Origin of the sequence: Acinetobacter sp. YH12138, from assembly GCF_015218525.1 — a bacterium.
GTDB lineage: Bacteria > Pseudomonadota > Gammaproteobacteria > Pseudomonadales > Moraxellaceae > Acinetobacter > Acinetobacter amyesii.
Window position 1 is genome coordinate 1299128 of record NZ_CP048670.1, and the last position, 18958, is coordinate 1318085.

17 protein-coding genes are annotated in these 18958 nt (G+C 39.5%); 1 reads left to right on the forward strand and 16 read right to left on the reverse strand.

Annotated features, from left to right (window positions below; genetic code table 11):
* Positions 1 to 36: 36 nt before the first annotated feature.
* From alr to ppsA, 14 genes are all read right to left on the reverse strand, one after another.
* Complete coding sequence (alr, locus tag G0029_RS06220) at positions 37 to 1110, reverse strand: alanine racemase (RefSeq protein WP_180107479.1); 1074 nt, start codon at positions 1108 to 1110, stop codon at positions 37 to 39.
* 48 nt (positions 1111 to 1158) lie between these two features.
* Complete coding sequence (dnaB, locus tag G0029_RS06225; protein WP_180035272.1) at positions 1159 to 2598, reverse strand: replicative DNA helicase; 1440 nt, start codon at positions 2596 to 2598, stop codon at positions 1159 to 1161.
* Positions 2599 to 2836: 238 nt separating this feature from the next.
* The gene (gene rplI, locus G0029_RS06230) at positions 2837 to 3283 is read right to left on the reverse strand and encodes a 50S ribosomal protein L9 (protein WP_078188585.1); all 447 of its coding nucleotides are present in this window, start codon (positions 3281 to 3283) and stop codon (positions 2837 to 2839) included.
* 9 nt (positions 3284 to 3292) lie between these two features.
* Positions 3293 to 3520, reverse strand: coding sequence for a 30S ribosomal protein S18 (gene rpsR, locus G0029_RS06235; protein ID WP_004278792.1), 228 nt, complete (start codon positions 3518 to 3520; stop codon positions 3293 to 3295).
* A 12-nt stretch (positions 3521 to 3532) separates the two neighbouring features.
* A complete protein-coding gene (gene rpsF, locus G0029_RS06240; RefSeq protein WP_004696436.1) occupies positions 3533 to 3919 on the reverse strand; it encodes a 30S ribosomal protein S6 in 387 nt (128 codons plus the stop codon).
* A gap of 157 nt (positions 3920 to 4076) precedes the next feature.
* Positions 4077 to 4865, reverse strand: a complete 789-nt coding sequence (locus G0029_RS06245) for a DUF3142 domain-containing protein (RefSeq protein WP_180107478.1) — start codon at positions 4863 to 4865, stop codon at positions 4077 to 4079.
* Between the two features lie 6 nt (positions 4866 to 4871).
* Entirely contained in the window at positions 4872 to 6989 is a 2118-nt protein-coding gene (locus G0029_RS06250; RefSeq protein WP_180107477.1) for a hypothetical protein, read from the reverse strand.
* 101 nt (positions 6990 to 7090) lie between these two features.
* A complete protein-coding gene (cyoE, locus tag G0029_RS06255) occupies positions 7091 to 7969 on the reverse strand; it encodes a heme o synthase (RefSeq protein WP_180107476.1) in 879 nt (292 codons plus the stop codon).
* A gap of 10 nt (positions 7970 to 7979) precedes the next feature.
* The gene (locus G0029_RS06260; RefSeq protein ID WP_078188582.1) at positions 7980 to 8306 is read right to left on the reverse strand and encodes a cytochrome o ubiquinol oxidase subunit IV; all 327 of its coding nucleotides are present in this window, start codon (positions 8304 to 8306) and stop codon (positions 7980 to 7982) included.
* On the reverse strand, positions 8306 to 8926 hold the full coding sequence (gene cyoC / locus G0029_RS06265) for a cytochrome o ubiquinol oxidase subunit III (protein WP_078188581.1): 621 nt from the start codon (positions 8924 to 8926) through the stop codon (positions 8306 to 8308). Before cyoC ends, G0029_RS06260 begins: the two co-directional genes overlap by 1 nt.
* Before the next feature lie 4 nt (positions 8927 to 8930).
* Positions 8931 to 10919 carry a cytochrome o ubiquinol oxidase subunit I gene (gene cyoB / locus G0029_RS06270; protein ID WP_078193968.1) on the reverse strand — a complete coding sequence of 663 codons (1989 nt, stop codon included), beginning with the start codon at positions 10917 to 10919 and terminating at the stop codon, positions 8931 to 8933.
* Positions 10920 to 10922: 3 nt separating this feature from the next.
* Positions 10923 to 11990, reverse strand: a complete 1068-nt coding sequence (gene cyoA / locus G0029_RS06275; protein WP_180110141.1) for a ubiquinol oxidase subunit II — start codon at positions 11988 to 11990, stop codon at positions 10923 to 10925.
* Positions 11991 to 12291: 301 nt separating this feature from the next.
* Complete coding sequence (locus G0029_RS06280) at positions 12292 to 13074, reverse strand: RDD family protein (protein WP_180110140.1); 783 nt, start codon at positions 13072 to 13074, stop codon at positions 12292 to 12294.
* 82 nt (positions 13075 to 13156) lie between these two features.
* The gene (ppsA, locus tag G0029_RS06285; protein ID WP_180107473.1) at positions 13157 to 15535 is read right to left on the reverse strand and encodes a phosphoenolpyruvate synthase; all 2379 of its coding nucleotides are present in this window, start codon (positions 15533 to 15535) and stop codon (positions 13157 to 13159) included.
* 153 nt (positions 15536 to 15688) lie between these two features.
* Between ppsA and G0029_RS06290 the strand changes: the two genes are divergently transcribed.
* Positions 15689 to 16525, forward strand: coding sequence for a pyruvate, water dikinase regulatory protein (locus G0029_RS06290; RefSeq protein WP_078193964.1), 837 nt, complete (start codon positions 15689 to 15691; stop codon positions 16523 to 16525).
* Positions 16526 to 17524: 999 nt separating this feature from the next.
* On the opposite strand, the gene G0029_RS06295 is transcribed toward G0029_RS06290, so the two are convergent.
* Complete coding sequence (locus G0029_RS06295; RefSeq protein ID WP_180107472.1) at positions 17525 to 18097, reverse strand: flavoprotein; 573 nt, start codon at positions 18095 to 18097, stop codon at positions 17525 to 17527.
* 263 nt (positions 18098 to 18360) lie between these two features.
* Positions 18361 to 18837, reverse strand: coding sequence for an inner membrane protein YiaA (gene yiaA / locus G0029_RS06300; RefSeq protein ID WP_180110139.1), 477 nt, complete (start codon positions 18835 to 18837; stop codon positions 18361 to 18363).
* Between the last annotated feature and the right edge of the window lie 121 nt (positions 18838 to 18958).

Below are 18958 nucleotides of genomic sequence, written 5' to 3' on the forward strand. Positions count from 1 at the left end.
AGCCCAGATTTGATCTGGGCTTTTTGATTTGGCTAATTAAGCTAATTTACGTACAGGGCGCGCGCTCATACGGCATAATAATTCATAGCCAATGGTTCCGTTCGCTTCTGCAACGTCATCAACCAGACGATCTTTGCCCCAAAGCTCAACTTCAGTGCCTATTGGTGCATTCATACCAGTGATATCAATCGCAATCATATCCATTGCAACACGGCCAATCACACGTGTTTTCTGTCCTTGAATAGATACATAGTTTTGTTTAGGGAAGGCACGTGGATAACCGTCACCATAACCAATCGACACAATCGCAAGATTCATTTCTTGTTCTGCAACGAAAGTTGATCCATAACCCACAGATTCACCAGCTTGAATGGTATTTAGAGCAATCACTTCAGCGGTAAAGGTCATCACTGGTTTAAGATCTAATGCTTCTACAGAACGGTCTGCGAAAGGTGTAGCGCCATATAGCATGATGCCTGGGCGAACAAAATCAAAATTCAGTTCTGGCCATTTGAAAATTGCAGCTGAGTTACAGCACGAACCCATGATTGGCGCACAGGCTTCTTTTACGTGTAAAAATTGTTCACGTTGTTGGTCATTTAGTGGATGATTTTCTGCGTCAGCATTGGCAAAATGCATAGTCAGTACGCAAGTAAAACCTTCCGCCTTTAATGCATTGATGACATCAATAATTTCAGGCACTTTAAAGCCTAAACGGTTCATACCGCTGTTGAGTTTGACCCAAACTTTTAGACCTTGAGCGATATAGGCATCTTTATGCGCACGTAACCAATCTAGTTGTTGCTGATGATGCACCACACATTCAATTTTTTTATCGATGATAATTTGCATTTCATCATCTGAAAAAATCCCTTCAATGAGTGTAATTGGCTGTTCATAACCCAGTTCACGAATTTCTAAGGCTTCTTCTAGGCAGGCAACACCAAAGGCATCACTGTCTTTTAAGGCTGCTAAGCAGTCTTTAACTCCATGTCCATAAGCATTAGCTTTCACCATACTTACAATTTTAGCGGTTGGGGCAAGTTGTTTGACACGGTTTAAATTATATTGAAGTGCTTGTTGATCAATATAAACTGTAGCTTGGCGCACCCTAAATACTCCTACAGGGTCGATGAATTAATGGATGATAAAGAGTCTTTACTCTTCATCATCATACTGAGCATAAAACTCAGGGGAGAGGTTACTAAATTTGGTGTATTGACCTTCGAAGGCAAGACGCACAGTACCAATTGGACCGTTACGCTGTTTACCAATAATAATTTCTGCAGTACCTGCTTCTTTAGACTCTTTGTTATAAACCTCGTCGCGGTAAATAAACATGATCAAATCGGCATCCTGCTCGATTGCACCCGATTCACGTAAGTCGGACATCACTGGGCGTTTATTAGGACGGTTTTCCAGTGATCGGTTCAACTGTGACAGTGCAATTACTGGGCAGTGCATTTCTTTAGCCAGTGCTTTTAAGCTTCTGGAAATTTCCGAGATCTCGCCAACACGGTTATCGCCCATACCGGGTACTTTCATAAGCTGCAAGTAATCGACCATGATACACCCGAGTTTACCGCCATGCATTTTTGCAATTCGTCGAGCACGGGCACGTACTTCCGTTGGTGGTAGTGCAGATGAGTCATCGATATACAAATTCTTTTCTTGTAGATGCACAATAGTACTGGTCACTTTTGACCATTCATCAGCATCCATTTTACCTGAACGTAAATGTCCTTGGTGTACACGACCGAACGAGGATATCAAACGCATCGCAATCGAGTCCGCGGGCATCTCCATAGAGTAAACTAGAGCGGGCAGGTTATTATTAAACAGTACACTTTCAACCAAGTTCATGGCAAAAGTGGTTTTACCCATCGATGGACGGGCCGCCACAATAATCAAATCGCCTGCTTGCATACCTGAGGTTTTATTATCTAGTTCAACAAATCCAGTGGTTAAACCCGTGATACTGCCTTCAGTTTGTGAAAGTTCATTCAACTTATCAAAAACACTAGCAACGACAGAGTTAATAGCTTTAGGGCCTTGTGCTTTGGCGTTGTTGTTGTGTTGCTCGGCAATCGAGAAAATATTGGTTTCTGCGAGATCTAAAATTTCACTGACCGTACGACCTTTGGTGTCATAGGCATTTTGTAAAATTTCTGAGCTGACTTTAATCATGCTGCGTAAAGTGGAAAATTCTTTAATTTTTGCAGCATACGTTTCAAGGTTATAGAAACTTGAAGGTGAATCTGACATGAGTTGCATCAGATATTCTTCGCCACCAGCAGCATCGAGCAAGTTTTGTTTAATCAGCCAGTCATTGACCAAGACCGCATCATAAGGTGAGCTATCTTTTGACAGTTGATCGATGGCACGGAAAATATATTTATGACGGGTCGCATAAAAATCAGCTTCAGTCAGTACATCACCCACTTGCTCAAAAGATTCTGCAACGGTCATCAGTGCAGCAAGCACGGCTTGTTCAATCGCAAGGTTATGGGGTGGGGTACGAAACTCTTTCAACGAACTTTGTTCTGTGGTTTTTGCTGTTGGCGTAGAGTTTGGCTTGATGGCATTCGCCTGTGACATAAAAATCCCTGATGCTGAAACCATTTAATGTGATGGAAATGGGTGCTAATTACAGTTTTTTCAACTCTTCATTGAACTGAAATGATAGGCGTTTTCTACAGAAATGCGAACAAGTATTTCCGATTAATTCGTCATACATTGAATTGAATGAAGAGTTAAAAATATAAAAAAGTTGGAGCACTATTTTTTACAGATAAAAAAAGAGCATGCGTAAGCATGCTCTTTTCTTTGCAAGAAATTACTCAGCTACGATAGTAACTAGAACTTCTGCAACAACATCATGATGCAATTGGATTGCGATGTTGAATTCACCAGTGTTGCGAAGCGCACCATTTGGTAAACGAACTTCTGCGCGGTCTACAACAAGACCAGCATTAGTTAACGCGTCAGCGATGTCACGAGTACCGATAGAACCGAATAGTTTACCTTCGTCACCAGCTTTAGCAGTGATCACGATGTTAACTTCGTTCAATTGGTCAGCACGTGCTTGAGCAGCAGCTAATACTTCAGCTTCTTGTTTCTCAAGTTCAGCACGACGAGCTTCAAATGCAGCAGTGTTAGCTTCAGTAGCAGCAACTGCTTTACCTTGAGGGATAAGGAAGTTACGGCCGTAACCAGCTTTAACTGAAACTTTATCGCCTAATTTACCAAGGTTTTTAATGCGTTGTAATAAGATAATATCCACAGCTCAACCTCACTTATGATTGTCAGTGTAAGGGATCAAAGACAAGTAGCGAGCTTGTTTGATAGCAAGCGCTAATTGACGTTGGTAACGAGCTTTAGTACCTGTAATACGGCTAGGAACAATCTTGCCGTTTTCAGTGATGTACTGTTTTAAAGTGTCGATATCTTTGTAGTCGATGTACGTAACGTTCTCAGCTGTAAAGCGGCAGAACTTGCGACGACGGTAAAAACGTGCCATGTTATGTTCTCCTTATGCTTCAGCAGAGTCTTGAGCTTGTTGTGCTTCTTCACGTTGAGCTTTACGCGCACGTTTTTCTTCAGCACTCTTAGCCAATAGTGACTCTTCAGTGATAGCGTTTTCACGACGGATGATAAGGCTACGAATGATTGCATCGTTATAACGGAACAATTCTTCTAGCTCATCAAGAGTAGTTTGACCACACTCAACATTCATAAGAATGTAGTGAGCTTTGTGGATCTTGTTGATTGGGTAAGCCAATTGACGACGGCCCCAGTCTTCAAGACGGTGGATTTGACCTTCAGCTTCTTTGATGTGAGTTAGGTAACGTTCTACCATACCCACAACTTGATCGCTTTGGTCTGGATGTACCAATAGTACGATTTCGTAGTGACGCATTGTCAGCTCCTTACGGTTTAGGCAGCCCCAATCATTAATTGATTGAAGCAAGGAGTCACAACCAAAGTTGTGTCGCAAAGTTTGCGAAGCGTGAATTTTAGAGCGTTTAGGTTTGAAATACAAGGCATGGATTTAAAATGCTTGAATTATTTATGGTTTAATTCGGTTTTTCACTGCGCAATAAAAATACCACATAACCTTTAAAATAAGGATCTTGCGCTAAATGTGCAGGTGCTTGCCAAAGCCCGTTTTGTACAAGACCAATTTTATAGGGGAGTTTTAATTCTGAGACTTTATTTAAATAAAGCGTATAGTTTTTAATGGTGTGGCTGCCTTGATAGGTCTGTATAGCAATCTCATCAATATTTTGAGCAAGTAATTTTAAGGTTTGCTGATCCTGAACATTGGTCCAATCCATTAAACCCGTAATGCTTAAACGATATTTTTGAGGCATTTTCTTTCGTATCTTTTCAAGGAATACCGCATATCGATGGATATTTTGTGTCTTTGCATCAAAATCAATTTGTAAGCCTTGAATCTGATTGCCATTTTTTTCCCAATTTTTAAGCCGCTGCAAAATTTGCTGAATATTGTTATTTGACCATTGTAAATGATGGCTACGGATTACAATCCAAATTTTCTGCTGTGGTTTATGGAGGACTTGAATACCTTGTGGGATAAACTCGGATTGCTTTAACGGTTTATTCCAATTCATTTCACCTTGTAAAATATAGAGCTCCGTGGCTTGCTGTAAGTAGGGGCTACTAGAAATATTGCCCCAAATCCAAAAACTTGAATAATGTGCTGCATTAACACGTTGCTGTATTTCGGTGTGAGCTTGTTGTGTATTTCCAGATTGGGCAGGTGAACAAGCGGAACACAAAACAATGCTCAATATGAACAAAAGTTCTAATGTATTTACCCGCCTCATCACCTGTAAAAGCATTGAAAATTACCAATAATATTTTAAGGATTTAGCCCAACTTGTTTCAGGATAATCCCGTTTGATTTGATCAAACCATTGTTTGCGTACAGACTTACTCACATCTTTGTCTTGGCATTCATTATTACCACTTGGTGCATAACATTGAATAGCGCGATAGAGCGCATAAGCGGTTAATTCAGATTTGGTTCCAGTTTTAATAATATTTTTATATACATCACCGCGTGCAAAATATCGACCTTTAAAACTTTGTGGCGAATCATCTGACTGATAGCTGAGATCGACCATGCTGTAGGCTTGTGAACTACGCGCATACTCACCTAAACACAATTGCAGGCTCAGGTCTTTCGGATTTGCTTGTAATTGCTTGGTCAATGTCGCTAAGTCAGGGCATTTTATTGAATTGCTGACAGTGATGCCTTTCCATAAGAAATTGGCAAATGGTGGTTGATAGCGATATTTCTCCGCAGTATTTTGCTCACTATTAAACTGGGCTGCATTAGTTGGTAATTCGGTATAGGCTTGATTAAATAAATCAAAATTTTGATAAGCCAGTGATTTGTTCAGTAAGGTATAAAGTGCTACATTTTTTTGATCCTGAGTCGCTGCATTATTTTTCACAACACTCACTAAGCTTTGTTCATTTGCAACTTCAACTAAATATTGTTGCTGTAGATATGCTTGTTTGATTTTGGCAGATGAACCAATAAATTGTGCGGTACTTTGCTGTTGAGCATAGTGGCGATAGAGCATAAGTTCAGCCAATCCACGTTGTTCGGCAGTTTTGCTGATGGAAAGTAGGTTTTCCCAATATTGTTGAGTGGCGTGATTTTGTCCACTAGCTTCCAGAATACGGCCTTTAAGTAGTAGCTGGCTCAACTGTAGGTAACTGTTGATGCTGCTCGGTGCTCGTTGTGGTAGATATTTGAGTGCTTCTTGTGCTTTGTTTTGCACATAAAATAAGTGATTTGCCTGCAAATACTGGAACAGTTCTGGCGCGTCTTTAAAATAATTTTTTTGTGCGTTTAGTTCAGCCCAGGAAATGACAATATCATCGGAACTTTGTATTTTCCGCATGTGCATCAGATCATAGATAGTGAGGAAAAACGGATCTTTCAAATTTTTGACATTCAGACGCTTACTTTGAAATACATGACGATCTAATTCATAGGGTAGATTGGGCAGCTCTAAGTTATAAACGCTGGATTTAGGATTATTGATTTGCCATACGTATTCATTAATCAGTAAATCATGTTTTCCACTGAGCCAAAATCCACGTCTTAATAAACCGCGTGCACTTGCGGCATATTGACCTTGGGGATAGAGCTTAAAGTACTGGGTGATATTATTGAAAAAATTGGTTAATAAACTTTGATTGAGTTTGTCATGATCTAAATCGCCATATTCACCTAAACCACTTTGATAAGCCTCATTTAAAGCACTTCGAATCAACATATATTGTGATGTTTCTTTCAGCCAAGGTTGATCCACATTAGTTAATACTGAATAAATCTTAGTCGCTGTGGAAAAGTTAGCATTGTAAAACGAAATTGTGGCGTTTAAATACGATGCATATTGGCGTGCAGATACTGACCAATTTGGATTTACGCTTAGCAAAGTTAGTTTATTGTCGCAATCATTAATTTTCTGACGTTCGCGAATCAGGGTGTCTTTTTCACTACTTGAAAGCTTACTGTTCTTTTTGACTTGTTCAATAAAGGCTTGTGCGCCATTTTGAATGCTGTTGCAATGTTCGTTAAAACTTAGATCAGGTGTTTTTAAAGGTTTACGTGCATTCGGCAGTTTATTGCTGCTAGTGCTCATGATACTGGAAACTTCAAATGGAACTTTGCTGTAGCTAGTTCGCCAAAGTGTGGATTTATCTTCATGAATATTAAATTTGGCAAAACCTAAATCGCTAAGCAACAGCAGCATGTTGGTTTGATTGTCATTTGCAGGTGTGAGCGCAGGGAGTTCATCGCATGCGGTATAAGCATTGGTTTGAATAAGTGTCGACGGTTCACAATAAATATCCATGCCTGCATGACTTTGCATACTAAAGAAAATACCGAATGGAATACTCGATGTTAAAAGGGCAGAGTGAATAAATTTTTTTTGATATGACATAAGGCACAGTTAATTATAGTTGTGTGTGCAATGGTATCAAGTTGGGCTTAGGGTTTGAAGCTATTCATAAATAAAAAAGATAGAGTAAAACTCTATCTTTTTTAAAAAAATACAATTGGCTTTAGAGGAGCAGTGGAAGTAAAACTAAAAATTAAACTAATCACTGTGATCAATTTGACTGAAAACATGAAATATTGTTTTGCCCAAATTTGATCATCTTCAGCTTTGAATCCTTGAATGGTTAAATAAATCCAATACAGACTTAAGGCATTTAGGACAATCATATAAATCCAATTCGCATAACCAAAAAAGAATAAACCGTTCATGGTGATGCAGAACAAAATCACGTAAACCAAAGATTCAACCTTGGTTCGATGAATTGAACGTGCTACAGGTAAAATTGGAATACCTGCATTTTTGTAGTCATCAAATCGGTAAACTGCAATTCCCCAAGAATGAGGCATTTGCCAAAATGCATAACCAATAAAAATCAGTAATGCACCTAAATCAAACTGGTTTGCAACAGCCGTATACCCGATTACAGGTGGCGCTGCGCCAGAAAGACTGCCGATAATGGTTTGATGGATTGTTGTTCGTTTTGTCCATAAGCTATAAAAACCAACGTATACGACAAAACCAATAACAGCAAAAAGAAAAGCGTAAGCATTTACCCAGAACCATAAAATGCTAAAACCAAATACACCTAAAACTAAAGCAAAAACTAAAGCAACAGGAATCGAGATTGATTTTTTAACCATCGCACGATTTTGTGTGCGTTGCATTTTTGAGTCGATGTCTTGGTCAATAACGTTATTGACAACACATCCAGAAGCGACCACAAAGAGGGTGCCTAAGAGGGTAAGAAGCAACAGAAGGAAATCTACAGAACCTTGGGCAGCTACAAAGTAGCCACCCAAAGCGGTAACAAAGTTACCAAAGAGAATTCCTGGTTTAGTCAGGAATAAATACTTTTTCAGCATGACGACCAGTTTAGATCATCATGTTGAAGTGAAGGTAGTTCATAATCCACACAGAACCTACTAAAAGGATAGCAATTGTGAGGATTGTATAAACAAATGCAATCACGTTCCAGCGTTGCTCTGAAGAAGAGTTCATATGCAGGAAGTAAACTAACTGAATAAGAACCTGAGCAACCGCAGTAATCGCGATTACGGCAACCAATAGACCGCGGCTAAAACCACCTGCCATTACCATTCCGAATGGAATTACGGTAAGTAGAACAGAAAGGATAAAACCGATTGTATATTGTTTAACGTTACCGTGAGCTGCACCAGCAGAGTTATGATCGTGACTCATTAGATAACTCCCATCAAGTAAACAACGCTGAATACGCAGATCCAAACGATGTCAAGGAAGTGCCAGAACAAGCTTAGGCAAGCAAGACGACGAGTGTTTGGAAGTGTCAAACCATATTTCTTGATTTGGAACATCAACACAAGCATCCATACCAAACCAGAAGTTACGTGAATACCGTGCGTACCAACTAAAGTAAAGAACGCAGATAAGAACGCACTTGTGCTTGGGCCATGACCAGCATGAACTAAATGATTGAACTCATAAAGTTCCATGCCAATGAAGGCTGCACCAAATACCCAAGTAACTGCTAACCAAGTTAAAACTTGACCAACATTTTTCTTGTATGCTGCAAGAACAGCAAAACCAAAAGTTACAGAAGAGATAAGAAGGGCGAAAGTTTCAGTTAAAACGAAACCTAAAGATTCACCAAACAGCTCTTGTGCACTTGGCGTACCCACTGGAACGTGGCTACTTAATACAGCGAACGCGATGAAGAGTGTCCCGAAAAGAACCAAGTCACTCATCAAGTAAGTCCAGAAACCAAAGACAGTGATGTCAGTATCATCGTGATGATGATGTTCGTCATGTCCGTGGTTGTCGTGATGAAGTACTTCAGCCATTGTCTTAGTCCTTCTTCAAATGTTTTTCAAGAAGCGCGTAGCGTTCATTTTCAATACGTTCAACTTCTGCAGCTGGAACATAGTAGTCAACTTTCTTAGTGAAAGAAGAAACGATGAAGCTGATAATTGAAGCAATGAAAGTTACAACGACTAACCACCAGATATGCCAGATTAATGCGAAGCCCATAACTGTAATAAACATTGCAATTACGAAACCTGCCGCACGGTTTGTAGGCATATGGATGTCTTCGTATGTAGTTGGCTTAGCGTAAGCAACACCATTTTCTTTGTCAGTCCAGAAAGTATCAATACCATTGATCTTTGGAAGATAAGCAAAGTTATAGAATGGTGAAGGAGATGAAGTAGCCCACTCAAGAGTACGACCATCCCAGATATCGCCAGTAACGTCCATGTTGTCTTTGCGTTGAAGGAAACCAACAACGATTTGCATAACAAAACAGAAGATACCGATAGCAACCAATACAGAACCAAATAAAGCGATCGCTAAGTACGGATCCCATTCAGGGTTGTCATATGTATTCAAACGACGAGTCATACCCATGAAACCAAGGATATAAAGTGGCATGAATGCAAAGTAGAAACCGAAGAACCAGAACCAGAACGCTGCTTTACCCCAAGTTTCATTCAATTTCCAACCAAACATTTTTGGCCAGTAGAAAATGATACCCGCGAACATCGCGAACACTACACCACCAATAATTACGTTATGGAAGTGAGCGATAAGGAATAAAGAGTTGTGTACTAAGAAGTCCGCTGGTGGAACTGCCATTAATACGCCTGTTAAACCACCAATACCGAAAGTCACAAGGAAGCCAAGTGTCCAAAGCATTGGAGTTGTATAGGTGATGCGGCCCTTGTACATGGTGAATAACCAAGAGAAGATTTTCACACCAGTAGGGATCGCAATGATCATGGTCATGATACCGAAGAACGCGTTAACGTTGGCACCAGCACCCATTGTAAAGAAGTGGTGAACCCATACAACTAGTGAAAGAACACCAATTGCTACAGTTGCGTACACCATAGATTTGTAGCCGAACAACGCTTTGCGTGAGAACACAGCAGTAACTTCTGAGTAAATACCAAAAGCTGGTAATACCAAGATGTAAACTTCCGGGTGACCCCAAGTCCAAATCAAGTTTACATACAACATTGGGCTACCACCCATGTCATTTGTAAAGAAATGGAAGCCGAAGTAACGGTCAAGTGAAAGCATTGCAATAGTCGCAGTCAAAACTGGGAATGTTGCAACGATAAGCACTACAGTAACTAATGCAGTCCAAGTGAAAATAGGCATGTCCATAAGTTTCATGCCAGGCGCACGCATTTTGATGATGGTAACGAAGAAGTTAACACCAGTAAGAAGCGTACCTAGACCAGAAACCTGAAGTGCCCAGATATAGTAGTCTACACCTACACCTGGAGAGTATTCGATGCCAGAAAGTGGAGGGTAAGCCATCCAACCTGTTGCAGCGAATTCACCAATTGCAAGAGAAGCCATCATCAAGCCCGCAGCGCCGGCGAATAACCAGAAGCTAAGAGAGTTTAATAATGGGAATGCTACGTCACGTGCACCAATTTGAAGTGGTACAGCAACGTTCATTAAGCCAACAACTAGACCCATTGCTACGAAGAAGATCATGATTACGCCATGGGCAGTAAAGATCTGGTCATAGTGTTCTGGGTGTAAGTAACCTTCACCGCCACCTTTTGCAAGGAACAGTTGAAGACGCATCATAATCGCATCGGCAAAACCACGCACAAGCATGACAATTGACACGAGGATATACATGATACCAATTTTTTTATGGTCTACAGATGTGAACCATTCGTTCCACAAGTAGCCCCATTTTTTAAAGTAGGTGATACCAGCAACAATTGCGATACCGCCAAGGATCATCATTGCAACAGTAACCAACACGATTGGGTCGTGTGGAATTGCATCTGGTCCTAACTTACCTAATAAGCTCATGTCTTATTCCCCTGCAACAGTCGCATGTTCAACGCCTGCATGAGCTTCAGAAGCAGCAGCTTCGTGTCCAACAGTAGCTGTATGATCAGCACCGTGGTAGTTGCTCATGTATTTGTTAATCACTGATTCGAACAATTTAGGTTCAACTGAAGAATAGTAAGTCACTGGGTGTGGCTTAGTAGGGTAAGGCTTCATTGCTTCAGCTAGAGCCTTCTCTTCAGGAGTAGTTGCTTTGGCAACTAAAACTTCGATCTGGTGTTTAGAACGGTTGCCGTCACGTAAGGTTGCAAATTCAGCTTGGTCTAAAACAGTTTTTTGAACCGCTTCAGGATTAACTGAAGAACCATTACCAGCTTTAACAGCAGAAACCCATTCAGCAAACTGAGCATCAGTCACAGAATGTGCACGGAAGCGCATTTGTGAGAAGCCATAACCTGAATAGTTAGAAGAGAAACCACTGAAGCCTTCAGCAGGACTAGTTTCATCAGCTAATAAGTTCAAGTGAGTTTGCATACCTGCCATAGCATAAATCTGACCACCTAACGCCGGAATGAAAAATGAGTTCATTGTGAAGTTAGATGTTAAACGAAGGCTTACAGGAGTTTTCTCAGGGAAGCGGATCTCGTTTACAGTCGCGATGCCTTGTTCAGGGTAGATGAAGATCCATTTAAATTGTTCAGCAATAACTTGAACAGTTAAAGGAGCTTTATCTGACTCGAGTGGACGGTAAGGGTCATACTTGTGGGAACCCCACCAAGTTAACCAAGCTAAAATAGCGATAATAATTACGGGAATACCCCAAACTACAACTTCAATTGCAGTCGAGTGTGCCCAAGTAGGTGCATAGTCTGCATCTTTATTTGACGCGCGATATTTCCAACCAAACCAAAGAGCCATAAGTGCTGATGGAATAACTACCAACAACATTAGGTAGATCGCAGTAAGCATGAGGTTTGACTGACCTTCAGCAACTGGACCTTTTGAGTTTAGAAGTACCATATCACCACCACACCCAGTTAAGAGTGCAGCGATCGCAGATAAAGACAATACAGCTAAAATTGTTTGTCTCATTTTACAACCTCGGTGAAGAGTCCCATTCCCTAATTTTTAAAATTGGGATAGCGAATAAAGTGTCGCATGATTGTGATTTTTCAGATATGAAAAAAAGTTCACAATGATGTGACACCGCTACGTTGTAGGGCATTATGCCTGATATCGGCAAACTAAGCTATACATAAAGATGCTTTAAATGACTGTATTAAAACCCTATTTTGTTGGTCGGGATTGTGTTTTTTTCATCTGAATTTTATTTTAATTTCAATGTAATGCACAAAAAAGGGATGAGAAATTCATCCCTCAATAAAAGTGAAAGTTATTGGTTTATTACCTTGGTTTTTGCTAACTTGTCATGCAAAGTTTGACGCTTTTTGCCGAAAATAAAAACGGAATCAATGATTGCGCTTAAAGGCATCGATAAAAAGTTCAGAAAAATAAATAAAACACTACGTAAAGTGAAGCCACGCATGAGGTTTACAGGTTGGCTGGTTTCGGCATCTACGATTTTAATTTTGGTGATTTTTTTACCAATACTTTGACCAGATTTAGCAATCAAATACGCTTGAATGAAAAGCATAATGAAGAGGTAAGCAAACATTGCAATCCAAGCTTGGTTGGGAAACATCTCAACCATTTGTGTTTGTAGTGCTTGTAAAACATTAGGGTCAGCATTTGGGGTCATCACAGCTTGCATAAACTGTTCATTTAGATTGGTAAATTGTGTCTTTTCACTTGGATTAAAAAATGCCGTTAAGATAAAAGTTGCCGGTATCCAAAGCAGTAAATCAACGATCTTAGCCAAAACACGTTTAGGAATACTTGCTAGGCTAGTTTGCAATTGTACAGCCTGAGGTTGTGTGTAGGTATTTGATGGCGTAGTTGTAGTTTGATTTGATTCGAATGCTGTCGGTGCTATATAACCTGCAGGCATATAAACCAACTGACCTTGAGTGAGTTCACCCAAAGCTTTCCATTCGGTCATACCTTGGTGCCAAACCAAGTCCGTGAGTAACACTTGTTGGCTCGCGAGCATTTGATTAAGTTGTTCTAAGGTGTAGGGACCAGCTTGTTGGTTATTTCGTGCCAAGTAAATCTGCATAAAACTAAAATCTCAAAAAACGTCTGTAAAAGTATAAATAAAAAAAAAGACCCACATGTGGGTCTTTTTTTAACACAGTTTATTAAGCTTGTTGAGCTTTTTCTTCAGAAAGGAAGAACCAAGTGTCTAATACTGAGTCTGGATTAAGCGAAACAGACTCAATGCCTTGTTCCATTAACCATTTAGCTAGGTCAGGGTGATCTGAAGGGCCTTGACCACAAATACCTACGTATTTGCCAGCTTTACGACAAGCATGGATTGCCATAGAAAGAAGTGCTTTAACGGCTGGATCACGTTCATCAAATAGGTGAGAAACGATACCAGAGTCACGGTCTAGACCGAGTGTTAACTGAGTTAAGTCGTTAGAACCGATAGAGAAACCGTCGAAGTGTTCAAGGAACTGTTCAGCCAATAATGCGTTAGTTGGAAGTTCACACATCATGATCACTTTAAGACCGTTTTCACCACGTTTAAGACCGTTAAGCGCTAACAATTCAATAACACGTTTCGCTTCAGCAACAGTACGTACGAAAGGAATCATGATTTGAATGTTAGTTAAGCCCATTTCGTCACGTGCTTTTTTCAGTGCGCGGCATTCAAGTTCGAAGCAGTCACGGAAATTGTCAGACACATAACGGCTTGCACCACGGAAGCCAAGCATTGGGTTTTCTTCTTCAGGTTCGTATAACTTACCACCGATTAAGTTTGCATATTCGTTTGACTTAAAGTCAGACATACGAACAATCACTGGTTTGTCAGCAAACGCTGCAGCAAGTGTAGAAATACCTTCAACTAGTTTTTCAACATAGAATTCGATAGGAGATGCATAACCCGCAGTACGTGACATTACAGCAGCACGAGTTTCACGTGGTAGGCTGTCAATATTAAGCAATGCTTTAGGATGTACGCCGATCATACGGTTGATGATGAACTCAAGACGAGCAAGACCAACACCTTCGTTAGGAATTTGAGCAAAGTCAAATGCGCGGTCAGGGTTACCTACGTTCATCATAATTTTGAACGGAAGTTTAGGCATAGATTCGATAGAATTACGTTGGATTTCAAAGTCCAAAGCACCTTCGTAAATAAAGCCTGTGTCACCTTCAGCACAAGAAACAGTCACTTCTTGACCGTCAGTCAATACTTCAGTCGCATTACCACAACCTACGATTGCAGGAACACCAAGCTCACGTGCAATAATCGCAGCGTGACAAGTACGGCCACCACGGTTAGTGATAATCGCAGCTGCACGTTTCATTACTGGTTCCCAATCTGGGTCAGTCATGTCAGATACAAGTACGTCGCCGTCTTGAACTTTGTCCATTTCTTTGATCGAAGTCACGATACGAACGCGACCAGAACCAATACGTTGACCGATTGAACGACCTTCACAAATAACATTACCTTTTTGTTTAAGAAGGTAGCGTTCCATTGTGCCCACGTTTTGGCGGCTCTTCACAGTTTCAGGACGTGCTTGAACGATATAGATTTGGCCATCATCGCCATCTTTCGCCCATTCGATGTCCATTGCTGAACCGTAATGGTTTTCAATGATCAATGCTTGTTTAGCAAGTTCTTGAAGTTCGTGGTCATTTAAAGCGAATTGTTGACGATCTGCTTTTTCAACGTCTACAACAACCACTGATTTACCAGCAGCGCCTTCTTCACCATAAATCATTTTTTGGTGTTTAGAACCAAGGTTACGACGTAATACAGCGTGTTTGCCTGCATTTAAAAGTGGTTTAGATACATAGAATTCGTCAGGGTTAACTGCACCTTGTACAACCATTTCACCCAAGCCATAAGAAGCTGTGATGAAAACTGCGTCGCGGAAACCAGATTCTGTATCTAGTGTAAACATTACACCAGCTGCACCTGTTTCAGAGCGAACCATGCGTTGAACACCTGCAGATAACGCAACGACGTCATGTGCGAAGTTTTGGTGTACACGGTAAGAAATTGCGCGGTCGTTATAAAGTGAAGCAAATACTTCTTTAATCGCAATAAGGACGTTGTCGATACCACGGATGTTCAAGAAAGTTTCTTGTTGGCCAGCAAATGAAGCATCTGGTAAGTCTTCTGCTGTTGCAGATGAGCGAACGGCAACCGCGATATCAGGGTTGCCGTTTGAAAGAGCTGTGAAAGCCTCACGAATTTCTTTTTCAAGTTCAGCAGTAAGCGGAGTGTCTACAATCCATTGACGGATTTTTGCACCGGTTTCAGCAAGTGCATTTACATCGTCAACATTGAGTGCAGCAAGTTCAGCGTTAATTTTAGCGTTTAGGCCACTTTGCTCGAGGAATTCACGATATGCTTGAGCTGTAGTAGCAAAACCACCAGGAACAGATACACCAGCATTTGCTAGATGGCTGATCATTTCACCTAATGATGAGTTTTTACCACCCACGAGTTCTACGTCGTGTTTCCCTAATTTTTCTAGACCAATTACGCGCGCTTCCAAAGTTGTTACTCCACTTTTGCAGTATTAATCACTATCTTGGCATGAAATTATAACAAATTACTTAGCATTCTAAATTTACTAAGTGACAGTCATGTAAGATGGTTTACTATAAAGATTATATAGCACTAAGACAAATTTTGGAGGAGAATTTTAATGTCAGAAGGTAAACAGATTCAGCGTAGTGTTTTCTTTGTTTCGGATGGTACCGCGATTACCGCAGAAACACTTGGACACTCACTGTTAGCCCAGTTCCCTCATGTAGATTTTGACATTCATATTATTCCATATATTACCTCTGAAGAAGCAGCTACAAATGTGGTTGCAGAGATCAATCTTAGAGCGCAGCAAGACGGTCAAAAGCCTTTGGTGTTTGATACCCTTGTAGACCCGTATGTACGTGACATTATTAATACTGCAAATGCGATAAATCTTGATGTTTTTGAAGGGCTTATTAGTAAATTGTCGGACGAGTTGGGTACAGCTCCTACGACTTTAGTCGGTCAAACCCATGCAGTTACAGATTCTGAGTCTTATAAAGCACGTATTGATGCGGTGCATTTTGCTTTAGATAACGATGATGGGGCACGTACTCGTCATTATGATAAAGCAGATTTGATTTTAATTGGAGTATCACGTTCGGGTAAAACACCAACTTCAATCTATCTCTCTTTGCAATTTGGTATTCGTGTGGCGAACTATCCTTTGACAGAAGAAGATTTGGATGACAATCGTTTACCTGCAGTTTTACGTGAACATAAACATAAGTTGTTTGGCTTGATGATTGATGCAGAGCGCCTTGTAGCAATTCGTTCAGAGCGTAAGGCCAATAGTCGTTATGCAAGTTTTAGTCAGTGCCAAATGGAACTACGTGCGATTGAAGGTATTTATATTTCTGAGGGAATCAAATACTTAAACGTGTCTGAAATGTCGATTGAAGAAATTTCAACACGTGTTTTACAAATGACCGGACTGAAGCGTCGCATTGGTTAAGTGTAAATTGAGCCACTTTGGTGGCTCTTCTGATAATAATAAATTACCGTATAAATTATATAAAAATAGTATTAATTTCTGGTTTGTCATACTTTTAATGAATGATAAATATTTAAGATATTGATGAAAATTTTCCTCAATATTTAGACTTAAATTTTAAGCAATTTTTGCATTCATTTGTGTACCAATTCGATAAATTTCTTTGGATGAAAATTTATAAAATATCGCCAAATTGACAGCATGAATCTTTTAAAAGAATTCGTGTTTTGTTGTATTTTTATCTATGAATTAAGCCTGAATAATCCACTTGATATGAGTTGTGTAGATACAAGATTTAGCTGATTTGGTTTAATATTTAATCAACTTTTCAAAAAATACTGATTTAACTGCTAAAAAAATAGGCAAAAAATAGAATAAAAAATAATCAAACAGTTGCTTTTGGGTGCTAAATATAAAGAAATGGCACCATTTATTTAATTGATGTGAGTGAAAAATATTCAAATTGATAACATTCAGGCTTTAAAAGCTGATATGAAGTAATATTAAAATTGGATTTTTAGCTGTTATTTTCCTATTGAATATAGATTAGAACATAAGTAAATGTTGGCTGAACATGAGCATCGGTATAAATTTTCTAACTTATAGTTAGGGATTAAAAGAGTTGTGTAAGACAAAATTAAGCGACTGAAAATTTATTAGTTTGAAATAAAATTTTCATGAAGAATTATCATAACTATTCAAAATTGCACGTCTATAAACTCGCTGTAGCTGCTGGTGCAGGTCGGAAGCATGATTTAAGTCTGAGAGCTGAAAAAGCATGTAGCACGATTAAAGCTATTTTCATTTATGGATTTTTAAGAATCCTTAGCCTTATCGAATGAAAGTATCCAATATAGTAGGGGAGCTACCAAAAGCCGCCAGAGATGGCTTTTGGTGTTGTGAGTTTTGATCAATCGGATAAATTATAGTAAATGATATGTGAAAATCATTTCATTGTAATTACTTTTCTTTAGGCTGGTTAGATTCGCTGCGCACAATGACATCACACTCAAACGTATGTTCATCTAAAGCCGTGATTGAATTACTCTGAATTTTAGCAATCGGCCAAGTGTTTAAGATGCAGTTGGGCTGCTGTAATGCAGCATAATAATGATCAGATTTTAGAAAAGTTTTATTTTGAATTGCGGTATTTGGACTGAGTAAATGTCTTAACCAATGATTCGGTACTTGATCTTCTAAAAACCGAATCGCCAGAATACTCTTAATACGATTGCTAAATAAACGTCGATTTTTTGCAATCAGTGGATGCTGGATTAATTTATTCAGTAGACGTTCGGTGCGTGGTAAGATAAATTGCGGTTTGATTTGATAGACCATGATGTTATCTGCAACCTGACATAGATGGTGCAATTCAGAGACCACATGCTGATCTATCCCAATAATGGCGATTTTTTGATTCTTAAAATCATAATCTTTGATCTGTTCTGAACTGATGATCGTTCCACGAAAGTGTTCAAAATCCTCTAGATGATTATTAAAAATATGGTGGGTTGCATCCTGCTTGTTGGCCATATTTATTCCTTATCTTTTGTTTTTTTAGTTGAGTCTTAGATAAGAATATATTCTGTGATGGGCCAGTCGGGGTAAAGCGTTTTTTCAGTCTGATGAGTCATACAATTTGTCTAGAATTGATTTGCTTGGCCCTTGTCATTTATACATTTCTAGGAGTGAACTGATTTTTTTATGCGTTGTAGTTCATTAACCGCTCAAGCAGATCGATAAAACAATGAGCGACCTGCATGAACAGCTTTTGAGATCTATAAATTTTGTGAGTTTTAAAGTGGTTCATCATCTGATGAGTTATAGTCAAGCTGACTCGGGGTTGAATGCTTAAGTTCGGGTTGGTCGGTATGTGTACGTAAATAGTCCATATCACGAATATTTTTTTGTACAGCAACTGCACCAAACAAACTCATTAGGAAAGCCATCATGTAAAACCCTTTTTCACTTAATGCCAGTTCAGCATTCCATAAGCCAATGGCAAGAAGTACGAGGCAAATAATGACGGATGCCCAGCACAGTCCAAAGTAGATTGCAGTGACATGCAATCCTTCTAAACGGTCACGAATGATTTTTTGTAGTGAAACCGATGAAAATAATCCATAAAGCAATAAAATGAGATAAAAGCCTTTTTCATTCAACATCATATTTGCATTGAATAAACCTATGCAAAACACCACAGCGCCTAAAATGAGGGCACACCAACTTGCTGCGATAAATGCGGGTGTGGGTTTATTAATATATTGGCTCATCTGCTTATTTTTCTCTTTGTTTTGCGTATGTTTAATATTTATACAGCAATAAAAATGAGTAAAGCAATTATTTCGTTGAGGCAATGATGGTTTTTAAGTGTAGCTTTAGTAAATGTTAGCC